Genomic DNA, 16,313 nt, shown 5'->3' on the forward strand with positions numbered 1-16,313 from the left:
GTTACGCTCAGGATGACAAGTAGCCGGATTCCTCCAGCCTGAAAACAGAAACCGCCGCCTAATTTTGCCCTCATGGAATTTACCGTTCAGCAAATTGCCGAAGTTCTCGGCGGCACCGTGGAGGGCGACGCCACCCTGCGCATCTCCAGCCTGGCCAAGATTGAAGAGGCGCAGGCCGGCTCGCTCACCTTCCTCTCAAACAGCAAATACGAGCCGTTTCTCTACGACACCGGCGCTTCGGCCGTCATCGTGGGCCAGGCCCAGGAGCTGAAACAAGCCATCAAGCCCGCTCTCATCCGGGTCGAAAATCCTTACACGGCGTTCAGCCAGCTGCTGGAATTTTACGCCCAGGCCACCCGCACCGGCAAGCGCGGCGTCGAGCAGCCTTCGTTCATTGGCGAGTCGTCGGAAATTGGGCCAGGCCACTACCGGGGCGCGTTTTCCTACATCGGCGAGAATTGCAAGCTGGGCGAAAACGTGCTGGTGTTTCCGCACGCCTACATCGGCGACCGGGTCACGATTGGCGCGGGCAGCATCATTCACGCCGGGGCCAAGATTTATCCCGATACGGTCATCGGCCGGTTTTGCGTCATCAAAGCCGGCGCCGTGGTGGGGTCCGACGGCTTCGGCTTCGCCCCGCAGCCGGATGGTTCTTATAAAGCCATTCCGCAAATCGGCAACGTGGTGCTCGAAGACTACGTGAGCATCGGGGCTAATGCCACCGTGGATTGCGCCACGCTGGGCTCGACCATTGTGCGAACCGGCAGCAAAATCGACAACCTCGTGCAGCTGGCTCACAACGTGGAAATTGGTCGGCACACGGTCATTGCCTCGCAATCGGGCATTGCCGGCTCGGCCAAAATCGGCGACCATTGCGTGCTGGCGGGGCAGGTGGGCATGGCCGGACACGTCACGCTGGCCAACAAAACGACCGTCACCGCGCAGTCGGGCATTGGCAAGAACGTGAAGCAGGAAGGTACCATTCTGCAAGGCTCTACGGCCTTCGACTTCAAGCAAAACCAGCGCGCCCAAATCGTTTTCCGCCGCCTGCCCGAGCTCGAACAGCGCGTGGCTCAGCTGGAGAAGGCAAAAAACGCGGCAGAAAAGCCCTAGCTTTGCAGCCGGGTTGAGCCGTTCGCTACTAGCTGTTAGCTGTTAGCATCTCAACGAGTCATTGTGAAGCTAACAGCTAACAGCTGATGGCTAACAGCTAATTAAATGAACGACAAGCAACACACTATCAAGGCGCCCGTGACGGTGCGCGGCATTGGCCTGCACACCGGCGTAGAGGCCACCATGACGTTTTGCCCCGCGCCGGTGGGCCACGGCTACAAGTTTCAGCGGATTGATTTGCCCGGCCAGCCCATCGTCGACGCCGACGTGGACAACGTGGTGGACCTGAGCCGCGGCACCACCATCGAGCAGAACGGTGCCCGGGTGAATACCGTGGAGCACACGCTGGCCGCCCTCGTGGGCTTGCAGCTCGACAACGTGCTGATTCAGCTCAGCGGCCCCGAACCGCCCATCATGGATGGGTCGTCGGCTGAGTTCATCAAGGCCCTGAGCATTGTGGGTTTTGAAGAGCAGAATGCGCTGCGCAACTACTACGAAATACCGGAAAGCATTCGGTACGTGGACAATGCGCGCGGCGTGGAAATTGCTGCCCTGCCCCTCTCCGACTACCGCCTCACGGTGATGGTGGACTACAACTCGCCGGTGCTGGGCTCGCAACACGCCACCCTCACGGATATCGACTTGTTCAGCGAAGAAATTGCGTCGTCGCGCACGTTCTGCTTTTTGCACGAGCTGGAAATGCTCTACAAAAACAACCTCATTCGCGGCGGCGACCTGAGCAACGCCATCGTGGTGGTGGACCGCGTGGTGAGCGACGACGAGCTCACTGAGCTGGCCAAAATGCTGGGCAAGCCCCGCGTGTCGGTGAAGAAGGAAGGCATCCTGAATAATGTGGACCTGCGCCACAAAAACGAGCCCGCCCGCCACAAGCTGCTCGACCTCGTGGGCGACCTCGCCCTGGTGGGCCGCCCGCTGAAAGGCCAGATTCTGGCCGCCCGCCCCGGCCACGCTGCCAACGTGGCCTTTGCCAAGAAAATCAAGAAGAAGATGCTGGAGTCGCGCACCAACCCGGTGCCCGTGTACGACCCCAACCGCGAGCCGGTGATGGACATCAACCGCATTATGCAGGTGCTGCCCCACCGCTACCCGTTCACGATGATTGACAAAGTCATCCACCTGGACGACCAGGTGGTGACGGCCGTAAAAAACGTGACGATTAACGAGCCGTTCTTCCAGGGCCATTTCCCCGGCAACCCGGTGATGCCCGGCGTGCTGCAAATTGAGGGCCTGGCCCAGACCGGCGGTATTCTGGTGATGAACACTGTGTCGGACCCCGAGAATTACTGGCAGTATTTCCTGGGCATTGAGAATGCCCGGTTCCGCAAGAAAGTCCTGCCCGGAGATACCATCGTGTATCATTGCCAGTTGCTGGCCCCCATCAAGCGCGGCATTGCCAAGATGCGCGGCCAGGCTTTCGTGAATGGCAAGGTGGTGTGCGAAGCCGAAATGAGCGCTGCCATCGTTCGTAAAGACGCCTAATTCATTTAACAATTAACAGTTATCATTTAACAAGACCTAAGGCTTACCGCAATGAATAAAGCCTTTACCTTCTGTTAAATGTTAAATGATAAATGACCACTGAGTACATGATTTCCCCCCTCGCCTCTATTCACCCTTCGGCACGCCTCGCGGCGGGCGTCACCGTCGAGCCGTTTACGACCATTGCGGCCGATGTCGAAATTGGGGAGGGCACCTGGATTGGGCCGAACGTGACCATCATGAACGGGGCCCGCATCGGGGCCAACTGCCAGGTATTTCCGGGCGCTGTGATTGGGGCCGTGCCGCAGGACTTGAAGTTTGCCGGCGAGCAAACCACGGCCGTTATCGGCGACTACACCGTGATTCGGGAGTGCGTGACCGTGAACCGCGGCACCGTGGACCGCGGCGAAACCCGCGTGGGCAGCCACTGCCTCCTGATGGCCTACGTGCACATCGCCCACGACTGCGTTATCGGCAGCCACTGCATTCTGGCTAATGCCGTGCAGGTAGCGGGGCATGTCGAGGTGGGCGACTACGCCATCGTGGGCGGGTCGTCGGCGGTGCACCAGTTCGTTAAAATCGGGGCGCACGCCATGATTTCGGGCGGCTCGCTGGTGCGCAAGGATGTGCCGCCGTATGTGAAGGCCGGCCGTGAGCCCCTCTCCTACGCCGGGGCAAATTCGGTGGGCCTGCGCCGCCGGGGCTTCACCGAAGAGGCCATCAATATGGTGCAGCAGTTGTATCGCACGCTGTTTTTGGGCGGCCTGAACAACCACGATGCGCTGGCCCAGATTGAGCGGGAGCTGCCAGTTTCGCCCGAGCGCGACCTGGCCGTAGAATTTGTGCGTGCCGCCACGCGGGGCATCATCAAAGGCCCCAAGCGTGGCCGGCCCGATGGCAGCGAATCGGAGTAAGAAGCACGCCCGTTTTGTATCAGTAAAGGCCGTCATGCCGAGCGCAGCGAAGCATCTTGCCCGCAATAGTAAACTCAATTACTACTACGGTAAAGATGCTTCGCTGCGCTCGGCATGACGGCCTTGCCCCACTTAACAAATCAACCTCCCCCCTTGCAAATCACCGCTACCGGCTTGGGCAAGCGCTTCCAGCGCGACTGGATTTTCCGAGGCCTGACACGTGTTTTCCGGCCGGGCAGCGCCACCGCTGTGCTCGGCCCCAATGGCGCGGGCAAAAGCACACTGCTGAATACCTTTTCGGGGCAGTTGCTACCCACCGAGGGCACGCTGGCTTATTCGCTGGCGGGCCAGGATTTGGCCGTGGAGGACGTGCCCCGGCACCTGGCCTACGCCGCGCCTTACCTGGAGCTGTTGGAAGAACTGACGCTGCTGGAGATGCTGCAATTTCACACCCAATTCAAGCCGCTGCGGCCCGGCGTGACGCTCGACCAGCTCATCGGCATCATGTACCTGGAGAAGGCGCGGCACCAACTGGTGCGCGAGTTTTCGTCGGGCATGAAGCAGCGGCTGAAGCTGGGCCTGGCGCTGTATGCCGATGCGCCCCTGCTCCTGCTCGACGAGCCCACCACCAACCTCGACACCACCGGCGTGGCCTGGTACCAGGAACATGTGCAGGCCACCCGCGCCGGCCGCACGCTGCTGCTCAGCTCCAACGTGCCAGCCGAATACGGCTTTTGCGACGAGCAATTGGTGGTGACGGATTTTCAACTGGTGCGCGGATAGCACCCACATTTTTCAGGCTTTCACCCCCCTGATTTATTGACGAAAATAGCCACTGGCAATCTGGCAAAAACGTCATTTCTAAGCTTGAGCTTACCTTTTTCTCGGAATCAATGGCGCAGAAAGAGAAACGAAAATCCGCGGCGACCGTATCTTCGCGGCCTACTCAAGCATCATTTTTCACTTCACCCTAATCCGCCCTGGCCATGATTGATGACGACGACCTGGACGACGACCTGCTCGCCGACGACGACGACCTGGACACGTATGCCAAGAAAGGTGGCGCTACCGCCATCGGCAACACCGAAGACCGCCTCTCGGCCAAATACGCCGACTACCTGATGTGGACCGACACGGGCTCTTCGCATGACGAAGCCCTTGACCTGGCCAACATGAGCGAAGAAGAATTTGTGGAAGCCGAACGCGCCGAAAACTCCGACCGCGGCGGTTTTACCAGCCTCGACGATGACGATGACGAATTCGCCGACGATGACGACGACGATGACGACGAAGGCTACAGCAGCGGCCGGGGCAGCCGGCGCGGCAGCAGCTTCGATAGCGACGATTACTAAGCCCCCGCGTTTCAACGCAAAAAAAGCCCCGGCTGGAATTCCAGTCGGGGCTTTTTCAATCAAACCATCTGGTGATAACCGACTAGCGGCCGAACACCGTTTTGAGGATGTCGCTGGTACGGGCAGCGGGGTTCTTGCGGATTTTAGCTTCCTCGTTGGCCAGCAGGATGAACAGGCCATCCACGGCTTTCTGGGTGGTATAGTCGGCCAAGCTGAGGTTGACGGGCGTCATCAGCGGGATTTTGTTGTACTGATTGGTGATGGTGGCATAGGCGCGGCCGGCCCCGACCTGGTCGATGGCGGCTTCGATGTCGGGGTGGAAGGCCGAAATCAGCTGCTGCTGGGTCGACTTGCGCAGGAACTGCGTGGCCGCGTCGGTCTGGCCACTGGTTACCAACGTTAGGGCATCGGTGATGCTGATGTTGGTGAGGGCGTTCAGAAAAATGTCCTTGGCCTTGGGCGCGGCAGCTTCGGCCGCGCGGTTGAGCTGGGTTTCGAGTTGGGTGAACAGCGTGTTCATGCCCGGCAGGCGGCCCACGGTGGTTTTCACAATGTCGAGGTCGGGCGGCGTGGGGATGTGAATGTCGTCGTTGAGGTTGAAGCCGTCGGGCTCGGAGGCAAACTGCACGGCCTTCACGATGCCCTTATTGAGGGCTTCTTTGATGCCGGCGCTGGCCTGCGCCTCGGTGAGGGGCGCCGGGGCTGGGGTGGTGGTGGCAGCTTTAGTAGCAGCGGCTTTGGCAGCAGCAGCTTTGTCGGCAGCAGCTTTAGCGGCGGCCGCCTTGGCGGCAGCAGCTTTTTGGGCAGCGGTCTGGGTGGTGGTTTTGGTCGTGGTAGTTTTCTTGGTGGTCGTGGTCTTGGCTTTGGTTTGGGCGTGGGCGGCGGGCGCAGCGGCAGCCAACAGGCCCGCTACCAACACAGAACCAGCAATGCGAGTAAACATGGAATAATCTGCTGCGACGGGAAAACCGGAAGGCCCCTGTGGCTGTCCTAAGGCCGCCGCTGCTGCAAAGTGAAGACAATTTTGCGGCCAAACCTATTTTTTTCGCCTAACTCATGCCCACGGCCCAGCCCACCCCTGCTTCCAACGCCCCTCAACTCCCCCACGCCGCGCCGCCCGATGTCGAAATCATGACCATTGGCGACGAGTTGCTCTACGGTCAGGTCATCGATACCAATTCGGCCTTCATGGGTCAGGAGCTGGGCAAGATTGGCCTGCGCGTGCGGCAGATTTCCTCGGTGTCGGACCGGGCCGATGAAATCGTGGCCGCCCTCGACCAGGCCCGGCAGCGGGCGCAGGTGGTGCTCATCACCGGTGGCCTCGGCCCCACCAAAGACGACCTCACCAAGCATGTACTGGCCCGCTACTTTGGCTCTGAGCTGGTGATGCACGAGCCCACGTTGCGCCACGTGGAGGAGATTTTCAAGCGCTTCCAGCGGCCCATGCTCGACGTGAACCGCCAGCAGGCCCTGGTGCCGGCCAACTGCGAGGTGCTGCACAACGCCGTAGGTACGGCGCCTGGCATGTGGTTTTCGGACCAGGGCACCATATTCGTGAGCATGCCCGGAGTGCCCTTCGAGATGAAGCGCCTGATGACCGACCACGTGCTGCCGCGCCTGCAGGCGCAGTTCCACATTGCCCCCATTGAGCACGTCGTCGTGATGACGGCCGGGCTGGGCGAGAGCTTTCTGGCCAAGCAGATTGAGGATTGGGAAGACGCCCTGCCCGCCAACATCAAGCTGGCCTACCTGCCCAGCTTCGGGGCCGTGCGCCTGCGCCTCACCGGCTCCGACGATGGCCTGCCCGACCTGCGCGGCCGGATGCTGGCCCTGCTGCCCGCCCTGCGGGAGCGCATCGGCGAGTACATTTTTGCCGAAGAAGAAACCACGCTCGAAGCTGCCATTGGCCAGTTATTGCTCGCCAAAGGCCTCACCGTGGGCACGGCCGAGAGCTGCACCGGCGGTATGGTGGCGCAGCGCCTTACCAGCGTGTCGGGCAGTTCGGCGTATTTCCGGGGCGGCATCGTGGCCTACCACAACGACATCAAGCAGCAGGAGCTGGGCGTGAAGTCCGAAACCCTGGCCGAGTTCGGGGCCGTGAGTGAGGCCACCGTGCGCGAGATGGCCGAGGGTGCCCGCCACCGCCTGGGCGTGGATGTGGCCGTGGCTATCAGCGGCATTGCCGGCCCCACTGGTGCCACCGAAACCAAGAAAGTCGGGACCGTGTGCCTAGCCTACTCCGACGCCACCCAGACCATCACCCGCGAGTACGTGCTGGACCGGGGCCGGGCCCTGAACACGGAATACGCCGCCCAATCGATGCTCACGATGCTGCGGCAGCAGCTGGCGCAGGCGGAGGTGCGGCCGCTGCAAGTGTAGTAATCCGTCCTGTTTTCAGCCACCAGCCCAGCCTGCGACAAGCCTCAGCACCATTGCGGTACGGGGGGGTATCGCAGGCTGGGCAAACAGCTAATTATTTTGCACGTTGGCGCTTGTCACAGCAATGGCGGCTGTTTTTGGTACTTCACCACATGGCCAATGGCCGGAACATACAGCATGGTCATGGCAACGACCATGCTGATATACGGAAAGGCCTCGTTCCATTTTCGCTGTTTATAGGCCAATAAAGCCCGGCTGGGTGGGTCGTAGGCACGGCATTGCGCCTGAAACTCCTCAACCCAGCGCAATTTCTGCCGAAGCTCCTGCAGAGGGGCAAGCGCCACCCAGCCCACTAATAGAAACGGCAGCCATATTACTACCCACACCGCAACGGTTTTCCTAAATAGGGCAATAACCAATCGCAACAGCCCGGCGGCGAACAGCCACCACAGCAACAGCAGCAGGTTGCCAAAGCCGTGTATCAGGTCCACCAACCCTTGGTCTACGCCGTGTCCGGTTTCAGAGGGCTTGCGAAAAATTTCCTCGTCGGGCCTGTCGTCACAAGGCTGGGTTATCCAGGGGTTTGGGGCTTCGCTGCTTCCATCTTGGGCCTGAACGAAATAAGTTGCAGCCGGCAGCGACAGGAACAACAGCACCAAGGATAGCAACAGGCGGCTCAACATACTTGCAAAGTACGCCTCCACGCCGCCCAATCCATGCTCACGATGCTGCGGCAGCAGTTGACTTGTAGCCTCACCTAACTTACGGCGTAGTGGCAATGGCTAGAGAATTGGCATAGCTCACCAAAACGTGCAGTTCATGAGCGGTAGCAAACCCTAAGCTCTGCGCTTTGGCATAAGTCTGTATCTTTTGTGCCTGACCAGGAAAAGCCGCCAACAGGTCTTTTTTGAGATTGCGCAGGGGCCGAATTAGGCCGGTGGGCCAGGCCAGATAAAAAATATCCTGCAGCTCGTTGACGGTTCGGTATTGCACCGGCGCGATGTCTACCACTGGTTGCTTTCCCGGCGCAACCGGCAGGGCGCGGCTCAGTCCACCGCCGCGCGCAGGCCCCGACATATTTAGGGCAATCTGGCGAGGCACCAGCAACTGTCGCCGCAGCAGCAGGACAGGGCCTTCGGCCAATTGCTCGAAGAAATACGGCTCCGGCCGCTGCTCCGGGCGTTCGCCGGTCCACGGCAGGGTGCGAAACAGCCGCAGCACCGTGGGGTCGGCGGCATGGGCCGCCCGGTAGCGTCCCTGCCCCGTCGCAAATCTTTCGCCCTGCACTGCAAAAGCGGCCACCGCAGCCGGGACCAGGGTCCGGATGGTGCCATCGGGCTGCGCCAGGTACAGCATATCGGTAGCGTAGTGCATTGCCACCGGCCCCGCCAACGTGTCGCCGCTGGCAAGGACAATGCGACTGAACTCGAAGTCTAATCGGACGCCGCTGTTGCCCTGACCGTACACCGGCACTTGCGCCAAAAGCAGTGAACAGACTAAAAACCTAGTATTCATAGCCTCGAACCGGAAAGGCAAGTCCAATGAACTATAAGTTATTGAATTTTACTGATTCCTGCTATACAGGCTGGATTTTTCAAAGAAAGGCTTACTGTCACACTTTGATTTAGCACTGAGACTACACAAAAAAGGCCAGCCCGGTGGGCTGGCCTTTATGGCAAATATGCGGTATAGCTTAAGCCGCCGGCGTTTCGACCGGTACAACGTTCATAATGGTGTGGCCCATTTTATCCCGCTTGGTGGCCAAATAAGCCTCGTTGTGCGGGTTGGCGTTGATTTCGATGGGCAGCGTGTCCACGATTTCCAGCCCGTAGCCGATGAGGCCGGTGCGCTTCTTGGGGTTGTTGGTGAGCAGGCGCATCTGGCGCACGCCCAGGTCGCGCAGGATGCTCGCGCCCACGCCGTAGTCGCGCTCGTCGCCCTTGAAGCCCAAGTCCTCGTTGGCCTGCACCGTGTCGCGGCCCTGCTCCTGCAGCTTGTAGGCTTTCAGCTTGTTGAGCAGGCCGATGCCACGGCCTTCCTGGTTCATGTACACAATCACACCGCGGCCTTCGCGCTCAATCTGGCGCATGGCCTGGCGCAGCTGCGGGCCGCAGTCGCAGCGGCACGAGCCGAAGATGTCGCCCGTCACGCAGGAGCTGTGCACGCGAACCAGCACCGGCTCGGGGCCGCTGATGTCGCCCTTCACCAGGGCCAGGTGCTTGGCCCCGTTCGAGTTCTGAGTGAAGGCGTACAGGTCGAAGTCGCCTTCCTCAGTGGGCATCTTCACCGAAATTTCGCGGGTAATGAGGCTTTCGGTAGCCAAGCGGTACTTGATGAGGTCCTGCACCGAAATCAGTTTCAGGTCCCACTTTTTGGCCACGATTTCGAGGTCGGGCAGGCGGGCCATCTCGCCGTCTTCCTTCAGAATTTCGACCAACACCCCGGCCGGGGCCAGCCCCGCCAGGCGGGCCAAATCCACGGCCGCCTCGGTGTGGCCGGCGCGGCGCAGCACCCCTTCCTTGCGGGCTTTAAGGGGGAAAATGTGGCCGGGCTTGCCCAGCTCCTCGGGCTTGGTGGTGGGGTCGATAAGGGCCAGAATCGTCTTGCTGCGGTCGGAAGCCGAGATGCCGGTGGTCACCCCGTTCTTCAGCAAATCGACCGACACCGTGAACGGCGTGGCGTGCAGGGCCGTGTTGTGGCCCACCATCAAGTCGAGGCCCAGGGCTTCGCAGCGCTCTTCGGGCAGCGAGGCGCAGACCAGCCCGCGGCCGTGGGTGGCCATGAAATTGATGATTTCGGGGGTGGCGCACTCGGCTGCGCAAATAAAGTCGCCCTCGTTTTCGCGGTCCTCGTCGTCGACGACAATAACCACTTTGCCAGCCTGGATGTCGGCAATGGCGGATTCGATGGTGTCAAGCATGGGGTGGAGTATTTCGGCCCATAACAACGAGGGCGGCCACAAAGTTAGCCTCCGACGGCTGCGTGGCTTCCATGGCTGCGTCCAGACGCTAAAGCAGCCTAGAAAATCAAAAATCCGGTCATTCTGAGCGCAGCGAAGGACCTTATCAAGCTAGAATGGCTTTCGTTCCATGGCGATAAGGTCCTTCGCTGCGCTCAGGATGACAGACGGACAAAAACCGACTTACAGTGCCACTACTTCGCCTGCTGAAAGCGCTGCGTGGGCTGCCACACCGTCGTTTTGATGCCCCGCAGGTAGCGCCAGTAGCCCAACAGCAAGGCCGCGTTCATGCTATAAAAGTGCGTGATGAAGCGTAGCAGCCGGGGGTGGCGGCCGGTGCGCTGCAGGGCTTTATCGAGCAGCAGCAGCAGCGGCAGTCCCAGCTGCCCCGCCAGCGCCAGTTGGAAGAACCACCCCGCGCCGCCCACTACCAGCCCCACCGTGGCGGCCAGCAGCAGCAGCAGCAATTGCGGCGTAAGCCAGCGCAGCACCTTGTGCGACCACCACGCAAACGCCACCCCGCGCCACGGCGGCCACAGCAGCCGCCGAAACTCGCGCAGGTTCTGAAAATTGCCGGCCGAGATGCGCGCCTTGCGCCGGAATTCCTCGGGCAGGTGGTCCGACACGTCCTCGTAGCAAAGGGCGTCCAGCTCATTGATGGTCTGGTAGCCGTCGCGCAGCACGGCCATGGTGATGTAGAAGTCGTCGACCAGAAACTCGGCCGGGGCCGGGTGGTAGCAGGCACGGCGCACCGCAAAGCAGCCGCCGAACGCGCCCATCATGGCGCCCCACACCACGCCTTCCTGGTATTTCATCAGGTTTTCGCGCTCCAGGTAAGCCTTTTCCTGGCCCGAAATGCCTTCGGCGCGGTGGTCGGGGTTGAGAATATTGCCGCCCACCAGGCCGATGGCCGGGTTATGAAAATGTTTGACGAGTTCAAACAGGGTATCGGGCGCAAAAAACACGTTGGCATCCGTGAGCACCAGCACCGGGGCAGTGGCCTGGCGGGCCAGGCGGTCAATCACGCCGGGCTTGCCGGTGCGCTGGTGGTAGGCTTCGAAGTGCAGCTGCGGGTGTTTTTCGGCCAGCGCGGCCAGCAGGGCGTTGGTTTGGTCCGAGGAATTATCGGAGCCCACCAGCAGCCGCAGCCGGTCGAGCGGGTAGGTGGTGGCGAAGGTGGAGCGGATTTTCTCCTCAATTACAGCCTCCTCATTGTGAGCGGCCAGCAGGATGTCCACGGCCGGCAGGCCGGGCGCGCCGGGGGCGTACACGTCGGGGTTTTGCTGGCGGCCCCGGGCCAGCCAGCCCAGCAGCACCGGAAACAGCACGTAGGTGTGCGCAACCAGCAGCAGGCAGCCCCAAAACACTACTTGAAGGACAACCGCCACCATCAGCTAACCGGCACCGGCCGTAGCCGCTCGTATAAGCCCACGAACTGCTCGGTTACCCGGCGGCGGTCGTAGACGTGGGTGGCAGTGTGGGCGGCCGCTGCGCCAATGGCGGCCACGGGCATTTCCTGACGGCCCCAGGCCCGGAGCGCGTCCAGCCACGCGGCGGCCGAGTCGCGCAGCACGATGTCGTGGCCATCGCGCACGGCAATGCCTTCGGCGCCCAGCGGGGTGCTTAGGACGGCCTTGCCCAGCGCCATGGCCTCGATAATCTTTATACGCATGCCGCCACCGCTGAGCAGCGGCACCAGCATCAACTCATATTGTTGCATAAAAGCCGGGGCCGATTCCACAAAGCCGTGCACGAACACGTTGTCGGTACGCGGGCGCAACAGCTCGTCGGGGGTGCCGCTGCCAGCGATGTGCAGCTCCACGTCGGGCATTTCGGCGTGGATGGTGGGCCAGATTTCGCGCAGCAGCCAGTGCAGGCCCTCCAGATTGGGTAGCCAGTTCAGCGAACCAATCATGAACAGGGTGCGCGGCTTGGGTTTCACGGCCGGGTCAGGTTGAAAGCGCGTAAAATCAACGCCAGCGGGAATGAACACCACCGGCTCGGGGCAGCCCAGGGCGCGCAGGCGTTGCGCGTCGTCGTCGGTGATGGCGGCCACGGCATCGAACTGGGCCAGGTGGCGGCGCTCGAAACGCGCCAGCCGGGCGGCCATGTCGCGCAGGTAGAAACGTTTGAGTGGGTTGCCCTCGCGCCCGGCCAGCATCTGCCAGATGGTGTGCTCCAGGTTGTGGGCGCGCAGCACCAGCGGCGGCACGCGCAGGCTGGCATTTTCGCGGCGGCCCAGCAGTTCGGCATACCAGGCGGCAAACGTGCCCTCAAACTGCACCGCGTCTACCGTTTCGCTTTGCAGAATCTCCACCAGCGTCTCCCCCACAGCCGGGCTGATAAAGCGCTCCACAATGTAGGGCTGGCGGCTCAGCAGCAGGTTTTTCAGGGCCTTTACCGGCGTAATGTCCGTGTTCACGTCCACCGTCACCAACCGGAAATTCGGCCCCAAATGGTCGAGCGCATCAGCCGGCTGGTGGTGCTTGGGCGTGTTGATGGCCAGCATGGTGACGCGGTGGCCGGCCTGCACCAGGCCGGCGGCCACGTCATACATAGCAATAGCGCCCCCGGTAGTGAGCGGGTAAGGAACGCGGGGACAAAGCTGCAGTATGTGCACTTGGGTGAATTATGGGTTGAGAGTTAGGAGTTAGGAGTTAGGTCAGTTCGGTTGGCGTTATCACAACTCATAACTTTTAACTCGTAATTCATAACTCAGATTTACAGTTGCCGGAAGCGCACTTCGAAGTTTTCAATTTGCTCCTCGCTGCCGAGCACCAACAGCACGTCGCCGGCTTTGGGCACGTAGTCCACGGGCGGGCTCACGAGCAGGGAGCCGTCGGCCTGGCGCAGGCCGATGATGGTGGCTCCGGTGACGGAGCGCACGTCAAGCTCGCGGATGCTGCGACCGTGCAAATCCCGGCGCAGCTGCTGAAACGTCATTTCTTCGAGGCGTAGTTTATCGGCGCTGAGGCCCGAAATCAGGTCCAGGAAGCGGATGACTTCGGGACGCACCACCAGCTTGGCCATGTGCGAGCCGCCGATTTCGTCCGGCATCACCACCGAGTCGGCCCCGGCCGAGAGGAGCTTGCTTTCCGAAGTTTTGAGCGAGGCGCGGGCAATTATTTTCAGGCGCGGGTTAAGGGCGCGAGCCGAGAGGGCCACAAATACGTTGTCGGCGTCTTTGGGCAGCGAGGTGATGAGGGCCGAGGCCCGCTCTACGCCGGCCTGTTTGAGCACGAGGTCGGTAGTGGCATCACCGAAGACGGTGAAGATGTTGCCGCCGGGCGCGCCGTCGCCGTCGTAATCCTCTCCGGTGTGGCCCTCGGTGATGTTTTTCATCAGCTCCTGATTGGCTTCGACCACCACCACGCGGGCGCCGCTGGCCCGCAGCTCCTGGTAGGCGCGGCGGCCGTTGCGGCCGAAACCGCACACAATGACGTGGCCGCTGAAACGCTTTATCTCCTGGTCGGTTCGAATCATCTTATAAATTTTGCGCAGCTCGCCGTCAAAGATAAAGGAGGAGAAAACCGACACGAGGTAGGCCACCACCACCAGGTTGTAGAGGATGTAGAAGGAGACGAACAGCCGGCCTGCTTCCGAAAACGTGTGAATTTCGCCAAAGCCCACCGTGGCAATGGTCGTCACGGTCATGTAAAACGCATCGACGGGGCCGTAGTGCTCGATGTAGGTGAAGCCCGTCATGCCAATGACCAGGCTGGCTACGGTGAGGACGACGGCCAGAATCAGCCGGTTGATATTGAGGCGATTGAGCATTGACAAACCGATGGATTAAGTGCCGCGCGGAATAACTGTACCCAGCATTCCGGCCAGCTGGTTGTCGAGCAGCTTAAGATTCTTGATGTTGCCCAGAATCTCAAACATTTCCACGTCGTCGAGGCCAGGCAGGCGCAAGCGGTCCATGGCCCGGTCGAGCTCACGCTGCACGTGCACTTTGTTGAGGCGCAGCACGGCGTTGTCGCAGGCCAGCTTGGGCAGGTCAACTTCGTTGAAGACGTAAATCTCCTTGGTGCGCCAATTCGGGCTGATTTCGTAGCGCTCGGTGGCCAGGTCGGTGATGAGCTGGCGAATATCCTCCCGCTCGTTCTGGGCCAGCAGGCGGGCGTCGGGGAAGCGGCCGGCCAGCAACTCCTGCCGACAGATTTCCCACATCTCGGCAAAGAGTGGCGTCTTGAGCGGCGCTTCGTCGAGCTGGCCCAGCAGGTAGGCCGCCACGCTGATTTCCTCCTCCACTTCGCGCGGGGCGTAGAGCACCAGCAGGCGCAGCACCTCCCGCTCGCACACTTTAAGCATGTCGGGCAGGTCCTCTTCCTCCTCCTTTTGCGCGGCACCCGATGGGAAACCGGCGCTCATGCCTTGCAGGGCAGCGGCCGCTTCGGCTCCGCCATACATCAGCATTTCAGCCTCTTCCTCGTCCGTCATCGGGCGCGGCGAGGGGGCTGAGCGCGGGTTGGAACTGGGGGGGAAACCGGAATTGGCGCTGCCGGCACCGTTGCCGTAGTTGCCGCGGTTATCGGGCGGGCCGCTGGGTTTGGCTGCCGCGCCGGGCGATTTTACCAGCTTATTGTACTCGGTGATAAGCACTTGCTCATCGATACCGAAAATGCCTGAAGTCTGCTGCAAAAACACCTGACGCTTGATGGCGTCTGGCACCTTGGCGATGCTGTGTAGCACGTCGCGGATGGCCTCGGCCTTCTTCACCGGGTCGCCGGAGGCTTCGCGGGCCACGAGCGTGGTTTTGAAGCTGATGAAGTCTTGGCTCTTGGTTTCGATGTATTCGGTGAAGCGCTGGTCGCCCACCTTGCGGATGTAGGAGTCGGGGTCGTCGCCGTCGGGGAAGAGCACCACGCGCACGTTCAGGCCGCCTTCGAGCAGCAAATCGGTGCCGCGTAGCGAAGCCTTGATGCCAGCCGCGTCGCCGTCATACAGCACCGTCACGTTGTCGGAATACCGCTTGATGAGCCGAATCTGACCCTCAGTGAGCGAGGTACCCGACGAGGCCACCACGTTCTTGATGCCGCCCTGGTACAAGCTCAGCACATCGAGGTAGCCTTCCACGAGGTAGCAGACTTCCTGCGTGCGAATGGCCTGCCGGGCCTGAAACAGGCCATACAGCACGTCTGACTTGTGGTAGATTTCCGACTCGGGCGAGTTGAGGTACTTCGCCATTTTGTCGTCGCGCTTCAGCGTGCGCGCCCCGAAGCCTACCACCCGGCCGCTGATGTTGTGAATGGGAAACATCACGCGGCCCCGGAATCGGTCGTAGCGCCGGCCGGTGTCTTTGCCCTGGTCATCGGTTCGAATGACCGTGAGGCCGGTTTTTTCCAGGTATTTCTTGTCGAAGCCGGCCGTTTCGGCGGCTTTCATCAGGTCATCCCAGGCGTCGAGCGAGTAACCGAGTTCGAAGGTCTGGATGGTGCTCAGGTTGAGGCCGCGCTCCTTGAGGTAGCCGTAGCCGATGCTCATGCCCTCCTCGGAGTTGAGCAACAAGCGGTGGTAGTGGTTTTTGGCGAAGTCGGAAACGATGAACTGCGAGTCCCGCTCGTTCTGCTCTAGTTGCTGCTGGGGCGTCTTTTCCTCCTCCTGAATCTCGATGGCGTACTTCTTAGCTAGGTACTTCAGGGCCTCCACGTAGCTGGTGCCCTCCACGTCCATCACAAACTGCACCACGCCGCCGGCCTTGCCGCAGCCGAAGCACTTATAGAGCGACTTGGCTGGATTTACCGAGAACGAGGGCGACTTTTCGTTGTGAAATGGACACGGGGCCCACAGGTTCTGGCCCTTGCGCTTGAGCTGCACAAAGTCGCCGACGACTTCCACGATGTCGGCGGTCTGGATGATGTGGTCAACTAATTCTTTGGGTATGCGGGCCATCGGGGGCAGGATATCGGCTTATCTATCTAGAACGTCATGCTGAGCGCAGCGAAACATTTCGCTCGCAGTCGCTAATCAAAACGTTCAATGAAGCACGCGAGATGCTTCGCTGCGCTCTGCATGACGTTCTGAATAGAACGGTCGTGCGGCACAGTTCAACAAATTTCGCCCTACTTTCTCCTACGTCCTACCTTTGCCCGG

Annotated in this window: 14 protein-coding genes; 6 read left to right on the forward strand and 8 right to left on the reverse strand. The window is 61.0% G+C overall.

The genetic code is table 11. From position 1 onward, the window contains the following. Window positions 1-72 precede the first annotated feature (72 nt). From lpxD to I7X13_RS03895, 5 genes are all read left to right on the forward strand, one after another. Window positions 73-1,113, forward strand: a complete 1,041-nt coding sequence (gene lpxD, locus I7X13_RS03875) for a UDP-3-O-(3-hydroxymyristoyl)glucosamine N-acyltransferase (protein ID WP_198068508.1) — start codon at window positions 73-75, stop codon at window positions 1,111-1,113. A 105-nt stretch (window positions 1,114-1,218) separates the two neighbouring features. Then, on the forward strand, window positions 1,219-2,613 hold the full coding sequence (locus tag I7X13_RS03880) for a bifunctional UDP-3-O-[3-hydroxymyristoyl] N-acetylglucosamine deacetylase/3-hydroxyacyl-ACP dehydratase (protein WP_198074412.1): 1,395 nt from the start codon (window positions 1,219-1,221) through the stop codon (window positions 2,611-2,613). A gap of 107 nt (window positions 2,614-2,720) precedes the next feature. After that, window positions 2,721-3,527, forward strand: coding sequence for an acyl-ACP--UDP-N-acetylglucosamine O-acyltransferase (gene lpxA / locus I7X13_RS03885; RefSeq protein ID WP_198068512.1), 807 nt, complete (start codon window positions 2,721-2,723; stop codon window positions 3,525-3,527). A 153-nt stretch (window positions 3,528-3,680) separates the two neighbouring features. Further along, the gene (locus tag I7X13_RS03890; RefSeq protein WP_198068514.1) at window positions 3,681-4,310 is read left to right on the forward strand and encodes an ABC transporter ATP-binding protein; all 630 of its coding nucleotides are present in this window, start codon (window positions 3,681-3,683) and stop codon (window positions 4,308-4,310) included. Window positions 4,311-4,513: 203 nt separating this feature from the next. Beyond that, window positions 4,514-4,879 (forward strand): hypothetical protein, encoded by a 366-nt coding sequence (locus I7X13_RS03895; RefSeq protein WP_198074413.1) that lies wholly within the window; start codon window positions 4,514-4,516, stop codon window positions 4,877-4,879. Window positions 4,880-4,961: 82 nt separating this feature from the next. Here the strand turns inward: I7X13_RS03895 and I7X13_RS03900 are convergent, their stop codons facing one another. After that, window positions 4,962-5,822, reverse strand: coding sequence for a DUF4197 domain-containing protein (locus I7X13_RS03900; protein WP_198074414.1), 861 nt, complete (start codon window positions 5,820-5,822; stop codon window positions 4,962-4,964). 113 nt (window positions 5,823-5,935) lie between these two features. On the opposite strand from I7X13_RS03900, the gene I7X13_RS03905 reads away from it, so the two are divergent. Further along, a complete protein-coding gene (locus tag I7X13_RS03905; RefSeq protein ID WP_198074415.1) occupies window positions 5,936-7,258 on the forward strand; it encodes a competence/damage-inducible protein A in 1,323 nt (440 codons plus the stop codon). A gap of 116 nt (window positions 7,259-7,374) precedes the next feature. On the opposite strand, the gene I7X13_RS03910 is transcribed toward I7X13_RS03905, so the two are convergent. The 7 genes from I7X13_RS03910 to dnaG form a co-directional block, all read right to left on the reverse strand. Next, entirely contained in the window at window positions 7,375-8,037 is a 663-nt protein-coding gene (locus tag I7X13_RS03910) for a hypothetical protein (RefSeq protein WP_198074416.1), read from the reverse strand. Continuing rightward, window positions 8,021-8,740, reverse strand: coding sequence for a hypothetical protein (locus I7X13_RS03915; RefSeq protein WP_198074417.1), 720 nt, complete (start codon window positions 8,738-8,740; stop codon window positions 8,021-8,023). The genes I7X13_RS03910 and I7X13_RS03915 overlap by 17 nt, the downstream gene beginning before the upstream one ends. Before the next feature lie 211 nt (window positions 8,741-8,951). Further along, window positions 8,952-10,178, reverse strand: coding sequence for a bifunctional 3,4-dihydroxy-2-butanone-4-phosphate synthase/GTP cyclohydrolase II (locus tag I7X13_RS03920; protein WP_198074418.1), 1,227 nt, complete (start codon window positions 10,176-10,178; stop codon window positions 8,952-8,954). 233 nt (window positions 10,179-10,411) lie between these two features. After that, on the reverse strand, window positions 10,412-11,584 hold the full coding sequence (locus tag I7X13_RS03925) for a glycosyltransferase (RefSeq protein ID WP_198068528.1): 1,173 nt from the start codon (window positions 11,582-11,584) through the stop codon (window positions 10,412-10,414). A 23-nt stretch (window positions 11,585-11,607) separates the two neighbouring features. Continuing rightward, window positions 11,608-12,837 carry a glycosyltransferase family 4 protein gene (locus I7X13_RS03930; RefSeq protein WP_317191518.1) on the reverse strand — a complete coding sequence of 410 codons (1,230 nt, stop codon included), beginning with the start codon at window positions 12,835-12,837 and terminating at the stop codon, window positions 11,608-11,610. A 101-nt stretch (window positions 12,838-12,938) separates the two neighbouring features. After that, window positions 12,939-13,994: a potassium channel family protein gene (locus I7X13_RS03935; RefSeq protein WP_198068532.1), complete on the reverse strand. Its 1,056-nt coding sequence runs from the start codon at window positions 13,992-13,994 to the stop codon at window positions 12,939-12,941. Between the two features lie 15 nt (window positions 13,995-14,009). Beyond that, a complete protein-coding gene (dnaG, locus tag I7X13_RS03940; RefSeq protein ID WP_198074419.1) occupies window positions 14,010-16,112 on the reverse strand; it encodes a DNA primase in 2,103 nt (700 codons plus the stop codon). Between the last annotated feature and the right edge of the window lie 201 nt (window positions 16,113-16,313).

The organism is Hymenobacter negativus (assembly GCF_016056375.1).
Lineage (GTDB): Bacteria > Bacteroidota > Bacteroidia > Cytophagales > Hymenobacteraceae > Hymenobacter > Hymenobacter negativus_A.

Coding starts and splice junctions, on each gene's coding strand:
- lpxD (WP_198068508.1), top strand. CDS start 73: ATGGAATTTACCGTTCAGCAAATTGCCGAAGTTCTCGGCGGCACCGTG.
- I7X13_RS03880 (WP_198074412.1), top strand. CDS start 1,219: ATGAACGACAAGCAACACACTATCAAGGCGCCCGTGACGGTGCGCGGC.
- lpxA (WP_198068512.1), top strand. CDS start 2,721: ATGATTTCCCCCCTCGCCTCTATTCACCCTTCGGCACGCCTCGCGGCG.
- I7X13_RS03895 (WP_198074413.1), top strand. CDS start 4,514: ATGATTGATGACGACGACCTGGACGACGACCTGCTCGCCGACGACGAC.
- I7X13_RS03900 (WP_198074414.1), bottom strand. CDS start 5,822: ATGTTTACTCGCATTGCTGGTTCTGTGTTGGTAGCGGGCCTGTTGGCT.
- I7X13_RS03905 (WP_198074415.1), top strand. CDS start 5,936: ATGCCCACGGCCCAGCCCACCCCTGCTTCCAACGCCCCTCAACTCCCC.
- I7X13_RS03920 (WP_198074418.1), bottom strand. CDS start 10,178: ATGCTTGACACCATCGAATCCGCCATTGCCGACATCCAGGCTGGCAAA.
- I7X13_RS03935 (WP_198068532.1), bottom strand. CDS start 13,994: ATGCTCAATCGCCTCAATATCAACCGGCTGATTCTGGCCGTCGTCCTC.
- dnaG (WP_198074419.1), bottom strand. CDS start 16,112: ATGGCCCGCATACCCAAAGAATTAGTTGACCACATCATCCAGACCGCC.